This is a genomic window from Providencia sp. (genome assembly GCF_003533305.1).
Classification (GTDB): domain Bacteria; phylum Pseudomonadota; class Gammaproteobacteria; order Enterobacterales; family Enterobacteriaceae; genus Providencia.
This window is the reverse complement of sequence record NZ_DOEH01000016.1, coordinates 1-13598: the sequence shown is the minus strand read 5'-3', so window position 1 is coordinate 13598 and position 13598 is coordinate 1. Positions and strand designations below refer to the sequence as shown.

The following is a 13598-nucleotide window of genomic DNA, read 5'->3' as shown; positions in this document are numbered from 1 at the left end:
GGAAATTTGCCGCCCCAAAAAATGGTTTGGCAATCGACATTACTTCACCATTGGCAAATTAAGGCCTTGATCTTTCGCACATTTAATTGCGATGTCATAACCTGCGTCAGCATGGCGCATCACCCCTGTTGCAGGGTCGTTATGTAGCACTCGTGCTAATCGTTTATCTGCCGCATCAGTTCCATCACAGACAATCACCACTCCGGCATGCTGTGAAAAGCCCATTCCCACACCGCCGCCATGGTGTAAGCTAACCCATGTTGCGCCACCTGCGGTATTCAATAAGGCATTCAATAATGGCCAGTCAGAGACAGCATCTGAGCCATCTTTCATTGATTCGGTTTCACGATGAGGACTTGCTACTGAACCGGAGTCCAAGTGATCACGCCCGATCACAATTGGTCCTTTAAGCTCGCCAGTTTTAACCATTTCATTAAATGCGCGACCGAGTCTTTCCCTATCTTTAAGCCCTACCCAGCAAATACGTGCAGGTAAGCCTTGGAATGCGATGCGCTCTCGCGCCATGTCTAACCAGTTATGTAGGTGTTTATCATCCGGCAGCAGCTCTTTAACTTTTTGATCTGTTTTATAGATATCTTCAGGATCACCCGATAATGCCACCCAACGGAATGGACCAATACCTTCACAAAAAAGAGGTCGGATATAGGCCGGAACGAAACCTGGAAAATCAAATGCGTTACTTACACCTTCATCTTTTGCCATTTGGCGAATATTGTTGCCATAGTCAAAAGCAGCTGATCCACGTTTTTGCATTTGCAGCATGGCTTCTACCTGTACCGCCATACTTTTTTTCGCCGCTTTAGTTACTTCAGCGGGTGCGGTTTGTTGTTTCTCTCGCCATTGAGCGAGTGTCCAACCTTGAGGTAAATAACCATGTATTGGGTCATGAGCACTTGTTTGATCTGTAACCGAATCTGGCGTGATATTACGTTTCACCATTTCGCTATAAATATCTGCGGCATTACCAAGTAAACCAACAGAAACAGGAACGCCATTCGCTTTCGCTTCTTCGATATATTGCAAAGCTTCATCTAGAGAGGTCGCTTTTTTATCGACATAACGAGTTCTCAAACGAAAATCAATCCGGCTCTCATCACATTCAACGGCAATCATGCTAAAACCTGCCATTGTTGCAGCTAATGGCTGCGCACCGCCCATACCACCAAGCCCACCAGTTAAAATCCAACGACCCGCAGGATTGCCATTAAAATGTTGTTTAGCTAAAGAAATAAAGGTTTCATAAGTCCCTTGGACAATGCCTTGAGAGCCGATGTAAATCCATGAGCCTGCTGTCATCTGCCCATACATCATCAAACCTTTACGGTCTAATTCATTAAAATGATCCCAATTAGCCCAATGAGGTACGATATTGGAATTAGCGATCAATACGCGTGGCGCATCAACATGAGTTGGGAAAACACCGACAGGTTTACCTGACTGAACTAGCAATGTTTGGTCATCTTCAAGTGTCGTGAGCACTTCTAGAATTTTGTCATAACATTCCCAATCACGCGCGGCACGGCCTATCCCACCATAAACGACTAAACTTTGAGGATGTTCTGCCACATCAGGATCTAAGTTATTTTGTAACATGCGATACACCGCTTCTGTTAGCCAACTTTTGCAGGTTTTTTCACTACCTCGTGGGGCACGAATAACACGAGTTGGATCTGTACGGTTTAACATGAGTCTATTCCCTATCGCTTAATTGATTTAACTTTAACTTAACAACTTACAGTGAAATCATGAGTGAACTCATTTTTCTTAATTTTCAAATCAAGCCATCAAATTAATTATTTACATACAATTCATATTGTTACTGAAATTCATTGTTAGCTTACCGCTATCAATCCATCACAATCATTCATTTCTCACTTAAATATATATACATTTAATTCACAAAGTATATACATTTAAATTTGAATTCTTACACCAAGTTTGTAGGTTGAATACAAGGGGAGGTTATACAACAACAACTAGATAGCTGTTTCTACTCGATAATATGTATATACATTTGATTTCATGCATAGAAACAAAGAAATAGCGAAAATGCGAGAGGCTTCACATTACGAATACATCAAGCTAAGGTTATCTCTCTAGATAGCCCTCTCTTTCATTTATGATCCAATCAAAAATAATAATAAATTTCAGTAAATATTTATTTCATTACTTTTTGCAATATTTAATAATGAAAAAAAATTAAAATCACTCATTAAAAAATGATAAATTAAAGAGAGTGATAACTATAGAAAATAATAAAATCCATTGCTTAATTTAAATAATAAAAAAACAAATAATTAAAAAACAAGATAAAGGAATAAAAAAGTGAAAATAAATAAACTGCTACAACCCACTCAGGATTTTAAAAACCAAAGTAACTTTTCAAAAAATGAAAGTAAATTAGTGAAAATCAATAAAGTTACTTCGCAGAATATAGTAAAGTCACCTTTGTTAAAAAATAAGTCTCACTCTAAAATAAGTAACCTCAATGAAATATTTAATCCACCAGCCAGTTATTTTGATAAAATACCTAAATCAACAGGCCAACTAAGTAGAACAATTCCCCCTCAAGACTATTTATCAAATTTATTTAAATCAAAATATTATAATTATAATAAATTAGAAGAAAGCAACAGTTTAGATTTTAAATTATATAATATAAGTGACAGACCTATAACAGCTTTTATTGCTAACATAAATGAATTAGCAATAAAATATACTGATGATAATAATCAGGCACCACAATTAATATCACATTATGATTTTTATCATAAATTATCAAGTAATGCACCAACGCTATATAACATAGTAGATGATATTTACAAAGAAAATATAAAAAATGAGATTAGTAAATTACTTATTAAAAGCTCAGAATATAAAGCCATAAGTCTTCCAGGGAAAGATAATAATGAAATAAGCCTTCGTAAGTTATCATCATCTAATTCACTTTGTGCTGAGAATGGATTTAAAGGATTAATAAATATTTCATCATTATTAAATATGGATGTAGAAAATATTATCAAAAAATATAGTTCATTTGAAAATAACAAAGAGTTGCAAGCAATGCCAATTAAAGAATTAGTCAAATATTTATCATTAAAAGACCCTAATAATGGTTCTTTATTATTATTAATGAATAAGTTAGAAGACATTACAGAATCTGTTTTTCATGTTTTAAGTAAACAAACCTTTAATTTAATTAACTTAAAATCAGAAAAAGACTGTTCTAACATAGAGATCAAATCATCAAGAATAAGACTAGTCACGCTATACAAAAATGGAACAAATTTTGTTGTTAAAACGATTAAAGACCCTGTATCTATTCATATAGAAGCGCATTAGGATTGCAGACAGTTAAAGCGAAGCCAACACCTCCTATAACTCAAGGGAAGCCAGTATTCACTACTCTAAATCATTCGAATTGTAGGTAGGCGGCAAGTAAGGATATCTCGGGAAGCATACACAAGTATGTGACCCGAGTAGCCGAAGCGAAGCCAACACCCCCTACAACTCGAGGGATGACGAGTATTTTAGCCGCCGAGATAAGCGCTTCGCACCGCCTCATTAGCCAACAAAGCCTTACCACTATCTTCTAACACAATATGCCCATTTTCTAACACATAGCCCCTATCTGCGAGCTTCAGCGCTTGATTTGCGTTTTGCTCTACAAGGAAGATAGTCATGCCTTCTTCACGTAGTTGTTGAATTGTGTCAAATATCTGCATAATGATAATCGGAGCAAGCCCTAATGACGGCTCATCCAAAAGAAGAAGTTCTGGCTGACTCATCAGCGCTCGGCCGATGGCAAGCATCTGCTGCTCGCCACCAGACATCGTGCCTGAACGCTGACTACGGCGCTCATAGAGCCTTGGAAAAAGTTTATACACTTTCTCGATACGCTCTTGGTATTGCGAGCGGGTGGCAAAAAAGCCGCCCATCGCCAAATTTTCGTCCACCGTCATACGTGAAAAAACACGACGGCCTTCTGGCACCAAGGCAATATCTTCACGCATAATTTTCGCTGTTGGCAATTGCGTAATATCAACACCACGATAAACCACTTGCCCTTCAGAAGCGCGAGGATCGCCACAAAGTGTACTCAGTAATGTCGTTTTTCCTGCTCCATTGGCACCTATCAGAGTGACAATTTCACCTTTTTGGATATTCAAGCTAATTTCATGTAATGCTTGTATTTTTCCATAATGGGTAGAAACTTTTTTAAATTCTAACATCAGTAAGCTTCTCCCAAATAGGCTTTAATAACATCTGGGTGTTGACGAATTTCATTCGGCGTACCGTTGGTTAATGGCGTACCTTGGTTTACCACATAAATTCTATCTGAAATCCCCATGACTAACTTCATATCATGTTCTATCAATAAAATTGAAACATTATGATGAGTACGTAGCTCTGCAATTAGCTCATCCAAATCATTGGTTTCTTTAGGATTTAACCCAGCAGCAGGTTCATCTAGCATTAGGATTTCTGGTCGCGTTACCATGCAGCGTGCTATTTCAAGACGTCTCTGTTGTCCATAAGCCAAATTTCCAGCTTGTCGATTAGCAAATTGCAACAAATCAACCCGCTCGAGCCATTTAATGGCATTATCTACCGCGTCTGATTCTGCGCGACGAAACGCTGGCGTTTTCAATAAGCCAGAAAAAATACCGCTTTTCAAATGTTGATGTTGAGCAACAAGTAGATTTTCAATTACTGTCATTTCTTTAAACAAACGAACGTGTTGAAAAGTTCGAATAACGCCAAGACGAGCAATCGCCTGTCCAGGTAAGCCTTCTAAATGTTTATCACGATAAACAATAGTGCCACTAGTTGGCTTATAGAAACCAGTTAGGCAGTTAAAAATGGTGGTTTTTCCCGCACCATTTGGACCTATCAAAGAAACAATTTCCCCTTGATTTAACGTCAGTTCCACATTATTTACTGCTAGCAAGCCTCCAAAACGCATCGTTAGGCCACTGACTTGCAACAAAGGCGTTGTTATACTCATGCGATATCGCCCTCCTGCGTTTTCTTCAACTTCATTTGGCGACGTTTCATTGGCAATAGACCCTGTGGTCGCCAAATCATCATCAGTACCATCAATGCGCCAAGCAATAACATGCTGTATTCATTAAGGTCACGCATCATCTCCCTTGATACAACTAAGATGATTGCCGCTAAAATTACTGACATTTGTGAGCCCATACCACCAAGTACTACAATTGCTAATACAAATGCGGATTCAACAAATGTGAATGACTCCGGACTGATAAACCCCTGACGCGCAGCAAACAACGTCCCCGCGAAACCCGCAAATGCAGCACTAATGGTAAATGCGGTTAATTTAATCCGTGTAGGGCTTAGTCCTAATGAGCGACAGGCAATTTCATCTTCGCGTAGCGCTTCCCAAGCACGGCCTAATGGCATACGCAATAATCGATTGATTACGAACAAGGTTAAAATAACGAGTAATAACGCAACAAAATAGAGGAAGATAATCCGATCACCCGGATTGTAATCTAAACCAAAAAAGTGATGGAATGTGTCCCAACCATCTTTAGCACTACGACTAAATTCGAGACCAAAGAATGTAGGTTTTGGTAGTTGGCTAAGACCATTTGGTCCGCCAGTAATTTCAGTATTATTCAGCAGTAAAATACGTACAATTTCACCAAAACCTAATGTGACAATTGCGAGGTAATCCCCCCGCAGCCTTAATACTGGGAAGCCGAGTAATAACCCCGCTAATGCCGCAGTTAAGCCCGCAATTGGCAAACTTTCCCAGAAGCCAAAACCATAATAATGATTTAACAAGCCAAAGGTGTATGCACCGATAGCATAAAATCCCGCATAGCCTAATACTAGTAGCCCTGAAAGGCCAACCACCACATTCAAGCCTAAACCTAACATCACATAAATTAACGTGAGTGTGGCAATATCTACACTTCCACGCGACACGATAAATGGCCATATAATGGCAGCAATAATAATGATAATGGCAAGAATTTTTTGTTTCGGCGTTGATCCATCGAAATCAGGTATCGCCCACGATTTTTTCGGTACACCTTGCCAAACTTTTGCCAGCGATGGGCGAACCAGTTGATAAATAAAGATGATCCCAATCCCAACAAAGATCCAATTCCAACGAACTGAATCGCCTGTAGTGACCACTAGCTTTGTACCATCAAGAGTAAGTCTTAGCCCTAACATAAAAACGGCTAAAACAAAAAAAGTCACAGATGCCACAATGGCATTAATCCAATTTTCTTTTCTCATACCTTTTCGACCTCCGGGCGTCCCAGAATGCCGGTTGGCATGATTAGCAATACACCTATTAGTAAACCAAATGACACGACATCTTTATATTCAGTGCTAAAATATGCAGATGTCATCGCCTCAGCAACGCCTAGAATCAATCCACCAAGCATTGCTCCCGGAATACTACCGATACCACCGAGTACCGCTGCCGTAAAGGCTTTCATTCCTGCCATGAAACCAATATAAGGATTGATAACACCGTAAAATTGTCCGAGTAACACACCGGCAACTGCCGCCATTGCGGCACCAATCACAAAAGTCAGTGAAATAACGCGATCAGTATTAATTCCTAATAAACTCGCCATTTTTAAGTCTTCGGCACAAGCGCGACAAGCTCTCCCCATGCGCGAATAACGAATAAATACCGTCAATGCTAGCATTGCTAATAAGGTGACGACCCAAATCGTCAATTGCATTTTAGTGATGATTGCTTCGAAACCATCACTTTCTCCGATGATCCACTGGCCAGTGATCAAACTTGGCAACGCAAGATCTCGTGAACCTTGGGAAAGGCTGACATAGTTTTGCAGAAAAATAGACATCCCGATCGCGGAGATCAAGGCAATTAGACGTTTAGAATGACGCACAGGTCGATAAGCAACGCGCTCAATACTCCAGCCGTAAGCGCTCGAAACGACAATAGCGGCAACAAATGCTGCGGCAACCAATATCCAGCCGACATCGATACCTAGCATCATTAAACCGGCTATTGCAATGAACGAGACATAACTCCCAATCATATACACTTCGCCATGAGCAAAGTTAATCATGCCAATAATGCCATACACCATGGTATAGCCAATGGCTATCAGCGCATAGGTACTACCTAATGTTAATCCATTAAGAAATTGCTGAATAAAATAAAGAATTTGATCTGACATAGGACTATCCTTTCAAACTACTGTCCCTCAAGGAGAGCTAAAGCTGGAAGTCAGCAAAGCTAACCTCCAGCTAATTTTAACTAAAACAACCCATTCTCTGCCCTAAATAATTCAAATTGCATAAAGGCCATCAATAACGCCCAACCTATACAACTTAAAGTATGAAAGACATTATTTCACCGCAGTAGACGTCCCATCTTTGTGCCATTTAAACACACCAAATTCGAAGCCTTTCAGGTCACCATTAGGCTGCCAGCTTAATGTGCCCATGACTGTATCAACCGGATTTGCTTTCAGATCTTTAGCTAAATCTTCAGGCTCAGCGCTACCGGTACGTTGCATTGCCGTTGTTAAACTTTGGATAGCCGCATAAGTAGTCCAAACGAATGGGCCCGTTGGATCTTCTTTTTTCGCTTTCAGTGCATCCACAATCGGTTGGTTAGTTGGAACTTGATCATAACGCTTAGGTAAAGTGACTAGCATCCCTTCAGAGGCGTCTCCTGCAATATTAGATAAAGACGAGTTACCCACGCCTTCTGGTCCCATAAAGCCGATATTAAGGCCTGATTGCTTCGCTTGACGTAAAATTTGGCCCATTTCAGGGTAATACCCACCAAAGTAAACAAAATCAACGTTCTCTTTTTTCAATTTTGCGACTAACGCTGAGAAATCTTTATCTCCTGCGGTGACACCTTCAAACAGCACTTCTTTTACACCCGCTTTATTTAAACTTTCGCGAACTGAACGAGCTAGACCTTCACCGTACTGCTGCTTGTCATGGACAACCGCAATACGCTTTGGCTTAATTTCATCTAAAATATATTTAACTGCGGTAGGACCTTGGTCTGAATCTAACCCTGTTGTACGCAATACCATTTGGTAGCCACGTGTGGTTAAATCAGCATTTGTTGCCGCTGGTGTGATCATAATAATGCCTTCATCTTCATAAATATCAGATGCAGGCTGAGTTGATGATGAACACAAATGGCCAATGACATAACGAATCCCATCATTAATCACTTTATTTGCAACAGCAACGGCTTGTTTCGGGTCGCAAGCATCATCATATTCAACAGCAACTAGAGTATCGCCATTGATACCGCCTTTTGCATTAATGTCTGCAATCGCTTGACGCGCACCTGTAAATTCCATGTCACCATATTGTGCAACGGGACCAGACATTGCCCCAACAACAGCAATCTTAATTTCCTTTGCCCATCCGCTTGAACTAAATGCCATTGCGATGCAGCCAGCCAATAATGCTTTATTCATCTTCTTCATGTTATTGTCCCTATCTCGATGGTTCTGAGTGTTTGTGTTTGATTTATAGTCGTTTATTATAGTTGACAGGATCAATGCCTGATATTTCAAAATACAGCAAATAAGGCTATATATTTCAGACCATTAAACAAGATAATTATGCTAAAAAGCAAATGGATATGGTAGATTATTAAGTTATATGCAGAATAAAAAACTGATGTTATAAAATGGTTTTTTTGTAAATACTAGTGTTATATTCTGGTTAAATTTAAATTAATCCGAGCTAAACTCGGAAGATCAAGCTAGACAAAATTTTTCTCTCTAAAATTAAAAAATCAGTTATGGATCACTCCGACAACAGAAATGACTGAAAAACAGACAAGGAAACAGATAAATACATCATGAGACTCACGATTATTCCTTTGGTTAATCCTACTGAACATCAGTACCAAGACTTATATAAGATCTGGATAGACCAGACACAACCACAACTGATCCAAGCACTCAAATCAGATCAACAATTTTTTGCGGCTCGCTTTAATGACCGATTGCTCGCTGCGGCTAAAGTCAGTATCAATAGATCTCAAGGAACTATCAGTGATTTTTGTGTACGTGAAGTCACTCGTCGTCGGGGAGTTGGCCTATACTTGCTACAAGAAATTTGCCGCCAACAACCTGAAGTTAAACATTGGTACTTCAATTTCAATGGGTTAGAAGTGCAACAAAAAATCATCATAGAAAAATTTCTAAGCGCCTGTGGTTTTAGTGCCACAGTAAAAGATGGCGAATGGGATATGAAAATAGGTGAATAACATGAAATTAAAGAAAATTCATCATGTTGCAATTATTGCGTCGAATTACCAAATCAGTAAAGATTTTTACTGCCGTATTCTTGGATTGAATTTACTCGCAGAATACTACCGCCCAGAAAATGATTCATGGAAAGCAGATTTAGCTTTTGGTGATAATTATCAAATCGAACTATTTAGTTTTCCTAATCCGCCAGCAAGACCTAGTTACCCTGAAGCTATGGGGCTACGGCATCTTGCATTTAGTGTTGATGAATTAGATAAATGGATAACCTATTTAAGTCAGCATGGCGTTATCTGTGAAGCAATAAGAATCGATCCCTATACACAAAAACGATTTACTTTTTTCGCGGACCCAGATGGGTTGCCATTAGAATTATACTGTGATTAGTGTAAAGAATGATTTGAATAAAGCGTGATTAAAACAAGAGGAATAAAGGCAGGAAATAAAATTAAGTCACTATCTGCATCTATTACACTGCAAAATAATAATAAATGCAGATAGTGATAAGAAGAAATAAAAATTACATTTCGTCTTCGTCTTCGTCGTCTTCCATCGCTAAACGCAATTTTTTCATCGCATTTTTTTCAAGTTGGCGCACACGCTCAGCAGATACACCATATTTATCAGCAAGCTCTTGAAGCGTTGTTTTATTATCGTCATCTAACCAACGAGCGCGGATGATATCCTGACTACGTTCATCGAGGGACTCCAATGCATCAGATAAACGATCAGTTGCATGACTTTCCCAATTATCATCTTCAATTGAGCCAGCAAAATCAGACGATTTATCCTGTAAAAAAAGCACTGGTGCAACAGGACCACCAAAATCGCTACTGTCATCATCATCAGACATATCAAATGCCATGTCCTGCGCTGACATACGTGATTCCATTTCGCGGACATCTTTGGTGCTCACTCCTAATTCTTGAGCAACCATATCCACTTCGTCCTGATTAAACCAACCAAGACGTTTTTTATTTTTTCTTAAATTAAAGAATAATTTACGCTGCGACTTTGTCGTGGCAACTTTAACAATACGCCAGTTACGTAGAACGTATTCATGAATTTCTGCTTTGATCCAATGAACAGCAAAAGAGACCAAGCGGACACCGACTTCAGGATTAAAGCGACGAACGGCTTTCATCAGGCCGATGTTACCTTCCTGAATTAAATCAGCTTGCGGTAAACCATACCCTGCATAGCCTCGTGCAACATGAATAACAAAACGCAAATGAGATAAGATCAATTGCTTTGCGGCATCCAGATCACCATGGTAATGCAGCCGTTCAGCAAGTTCCTTCTCTTCCTCAGCGGTGAGCATAGGGTACGCATTGGCAGCTCGCATATAAGCTTCAATACTCCCTTGCGGAACAAGCGCTAATGATTGCATATCTTTGGTCATGCAGATCCTCTATAAAATAAATAAAAAAAAATTAATTTGAATTCGATGTGGTGAATAATCAGTTTATCAGCTTCGTTACATTAAATAAATTATAGGCAAGATTTATCAACAACGGGTCAATGTAGGACAAAAATTATCGTTTGAAGTTCCTTAATGGCGAAATTTTCATCGACACCCTTATATTAAGTGCCGATGAAATACGCAATTATTCAGGAGTGAAATGACGTAGATGTTGAATGGTCGCTAACCAAGCGGCGACCCAGCCAACAATGGCTGATAACAACAAAATAAGTAACGTTTCTTCCCACAACAGCCCTTCGATACGAAATTGGGTCCCAAATACACTGGCTACTTGCGCAACAACACCGGAGAGTTGCCACACCAATAATGATGTCATTATCAGTGAGATAATGGCACCGAGTGCCCCTAACACAATACCGCCATTTAAAAATGGGCGCATAATAAAACCATCAGTTGCCCCAATCAATTTCATGACATTAATGGTATCTCTGCGGGCAAAAATATTCAAACGGACACTATTACCTATCACTAAGAACAACGATACTATCATCAAAATGCCAATCACAGAGGCAACCTGCCCAACTAGCCTCGTCAGCGCTGCAAGTCGAGAAAACCAACTGTCGTCCATGCGCACTTCTTCGATACCGCCAACTTGGCTAACTCTATCGCGTAAAGTGGCTAAAACATCGGACCCCTCAAAATTAATCTTTGGCGTGATAATCGCAACAGCAGGTAATGGATTTTCTTCAAGCATATCCAAAGCAGTACTAAAACCAGACCAACTACGAAACTCACTCATGGCTTGATCGCGAGACAGATAATTAACGTGTTCAATACCATCAAGGGCCTGTAATTGATTAACCACATTTTGACCACCTTGCTCATCAAGAGATTTATCAAGATAAACAGTTAGTTGTGGTGCAGGATACCACTGTGATGCGGCTTGGGAAACATTCTTCCAAACAACATAGCAAAGGCTAGGTAGTGCTAATGAAATAGCAATAACCATAATGGTTAAAAAGGTTGCTAGTGGCTGTCTTAGCATATCAGCTAACGCATTTAGCCATGAATAACGCCACTGTTCACGCCATCCCCCTTTAAGTGCCTTGCTTTTCGACTTCATGGTACGTTCTGGCTTGCCTTTACGGACATTCCTAGCCATGTTGACCTCCAAGCATCCGACCTTCACTTAAAGTAAGCACACGATAGTTACGACGCTCAATCAGTGCAACATCATGGGTTGCCATTAAAACGGTCACACCAACGCGGTTAAATTCTTCAAATAAACGCATGATCCCCTCAGAAAGTTCTCCATCAAGGTTACCCGTTGGCTCATCCGCAAGTAGCATCGTCGGTTTATTCACAACCGCGCGAGCGATACCAATACGCTGCTGTTCACCGCCCGATAATTGAATAGGCAAGTTTTTTGCTTTATCCAATAATCCAACTTTGTCTAATGCAGCTGAGACACGTCGACGAATATCTTCAGTACTTGCCCCAGAAATAATCAGCGGCATAGCAACATTGTCATAAACTGTTCGGTCAAATAGCAGGTGATGATCTTGAAAAATCATCCCAATTTGTCGACGTAAAAAGGGGATCTCCCTATTTTTCAAACGACTGATATCATGACCATTAAACAAGATATGACCCGCACTTGGGCGCTCAATACCACAAATGAGTTTAAGTAATGTACTTTTACCTGCGCCTGAGTGACCCGTTAAAAATGCCATTTCTCCGGCTTGTAGATGAAAATCTACCCCTTGAAGAGCTTGGCGGCCACCGCGATAAGCTTTACTAACGTGTTCAAAGCGGATCATCGAAAATTATTCCTCTCGGGCAAATAGAGCCTCGATAAAGTCATCTGCTTTAAATGGACGTAAATCTTCAATGCCTTCACCAATACCGATATAACGAATAGGAATACCGAATTGATCTGCAATAGAGAAAATTACCCCACCTTTTGCTGTGCCATCGAGTTTCGTCAATGTTATACCAGTCAGACCTACCGCTTCATTAAAAAGTTTCGCCTGACTAATCGCATTTTGTCCAGTACTTGCATCTAGTGTTAGCATAATTTCATGAGGGGCGTCTTGGTCCAGTTTTTTCATCACTCGGACTATTTTTTTCAGCTCTTCCATTAAATGTGCTTTATTTTGTAAGCGCCCTGCGGTATCTGCAATCAGAATATCAGCACCTTTAGCTTGAGCTGATTGGATCCCATCAAAAATGACAGAGGCAGGATCAGCACCCGTGTGTTGTGCAACAACAGGAATTTTGTTGCGCTCACCCCAAACTTGTAGCTGTTCTACCGCAGCGGCACGGAAAGTATCTCCCGCAGCTAACATGACGGTTTTACCTTCGGATTGGAATTGACGAGCCATTTTGCCAATGGTAGTTGTTTTCCCAACTCCATTAACCCCAACCATAAGAATAACATAAGGTTTTTTATCTTCGATAACTAGTGGTTTATCTGCACCCGCTAAAATATCAGACATTTCCTCACGTAATTTACTGTATAAAGCGTCCGCATCTTTGAGTTCTTTACGGCTTGCATGTGCCGTTAAATTATCGATAATTTTCCGTGTTGTTTCCACACCCACATCGGCAATGAGTAATTGTTCTTCTAATTCCTCAAAGAGGTCATCATCAATTTTTTTGCCGCTAAATAAGCTAAAAAAACCAGAGCCTAAATTTTGACGTGTTTTTAATAATCCGCTTTTTAATCGCGCAAAAAAACCTTCTTTTTTAGGTTTTTCTTGTTCGATTATAGGTGCATTCTCAGCATCTTGTTGAGCTTGACGCTCAGCTTCTTCCTCAGCAAGGCTTGCGGCTTCTGCGGCTTGACGCTCTTGTTCCGCTTGTTCTTTTGCAGCCTGAGC

The 13598-nt window shown here is 40.0% G+C and carries 13 protein-coding genes; 3 read left to right on the top strand and 10 right to left on the bottom strand.

The features are described from left to right. Positions 1-39 precede the first annotated feature (39 nt). Positions 40-1707: a urocanate hydratase gene (gene hutU / locus DD649_RS09040; RefSeq protein WP_294106233.1), complete on the bottom strand. Its 1668-nt coding sequence runs from the start codon at positions 1705-1707 to the stop codon at positions 40-42. Between the two features lie 639 nt (positions 1708-2346). Between hutU and DD649_RS09035 the strand changes: the two genes are divergently transcribed. Then, on the top strand, positions 2347-3363 hold the full coding sequence (locus DD649_RS09035; protein ID WP_294106230.1) for a hypothetical protein: 1017 nt from the start codon (positions 2347-2349) through the stop codon (positions 3361-3363). A 188-nt stretch (positions 3364-3551) separates the two neighbouring features. Here DD649_RS09035 and livF read toward each other — a convergent pair whose 3' ends face one another. The 5 genes from livF to DD649_RS09010 form a co-directional block, all read right to left on the bottom strand. Next, on the bottom strand, positions 3552-4253 hold the full coding sequence (gene livF / locus DD649_RS09030; protein WP_294106227.1) for a high-affinity branched-chain amino acid ABC transporter ATP-binding protein LivF: 702 nt from the start codon (positions 4251-4253) through the stop codon (positions 3552-3554). Continuing rightward, complete coding sequence (gene livG / locus DD649_RS09025; protein ID WP_336430537.1) at positions 4253-5023, bottom strand: high-affinity branched-chain amino acid ABC transporter ATP-binding protein LivG; 771 nt, start codon at positions 5021-5023, stop codon at positions 4253-4255. Before livG ends, livF begins: the two co-directional genes overlap by 1 nt. Before the next feature lie 2 nt (positions 5024-5025). Next, positions 5026-6297 (bottom strand): high-affinity branched-chain amino acid ABC transporter permease LivM, encoded by a 1272-nt coding sequence (locus DD649_RS09020; RefSeq protein WP_336430133.1) that lies wholly within the window; start codon positions 6295-6297, stop codon positions 5026-5028. Further along, positions 6294-7220 (bottom strand): high-affinity branched-chain amino acid ABC transporter permease LivH, encoded by a 927-nt coding sequence (livH, locus tag DD649_RS09015; protein WP_336430131.1) that lies wholly within the window; start codon positions 7218-7220, stop codon positions 6294-6296. The genes DD649_RS09020 and livH overlap by 4 nt, the downstream gene beginning before the upstream one ends. Positions 7221-7391: 171 nt before the next feature. Continuing rightward, a complete protein-coding gene (locus DD649_RS09010; protein ID WP_294106219.1) occupies positions 7392-8501 on the bottom strand; it encodes a branched-chain amino acid ABC transporter substrate-binding protein in 1110 nt (369 codons plus the stop codon). A 380-nt stretch (positions 8502-8881) separates the two neighbouring features. On the opposite strand from DD649_RS09010, the gene panM reads away from it, so the two are divergent. Next, positions 8882-9292 (top strand): aspartate 1-decarboxylase autocleavage activator PanM, encoded by a 411-nt coding sequence (gene panM / locus DD649_RS09005; RefSeq protein WP_294106216.1) that lies wholly within the window; start codon positions 8882-8884, stop codon positions 9290-9292. 1 nt (position 9293) lies between these two features. Continuing rightward, positions 9294-9680 (top strand): VOC family protein, encoded by a 387-nt coding sequence (locus DD649_RS09000; protein WP_294106214.1) that lies wholly within the window; start codon positions 9294-9296, stop codon positions 9678-9680. A 133-nt stretch (positions 9681-9813) separates the two neighbouring features. Here DD649_RS09000 and rpoH read toward each other — a convergent pair whose 3' ends face one another. From rpoH to ftsY, 4 genes are all read right to left on the bottom strand, one after another. Then, a complete protein-coding gene (gene rpoH / locus DD649_RS08995) occupies positions 9814-10695 on the bottom strand; it encodes an RNA polymerase sigma factor RpoH (protein ID WP_294106212.1) in 882 nt (293 codons plus the stop codon). A gap of 205 nt (positions 10696-10900) precedes the next feature. Continuing rightward, positions 10901-11878, bottom strand: a complete 978-nt coding sequence (gene ftsX, locus DD649_RS08990; RefSeq protein ID WP_294106211.1) for a permease-like cell division protein FtsX — start codon at positions 11876-11878, stop codon at positions 10901-10903. After that, on the bottom strand, positions 11871-12536 hold the full coding sequence (ftsE, locus tag DD649_RS08985) for a cell division ATP-binding protein FtsE (protein ID WP_294106209.1): 666 nt from the start codon (positions 12534-12536) through the stop codon (positions 11871-11873). The genes ftsX and ftsE overlap by 8 nt, the downstream gene beginning before the upstream one ends. 6 nt (positions 12537-12542) lie before the next feature. Then, positions 12543-13598, bottom strand: a 1056-nt coding sequence (gene ftsY / locus DD649_RS08980) for a signal recognition particle-docking protein FtsY (protein WP_294106207.1), incomplete at its 5' end; no start/stop codon positions are given.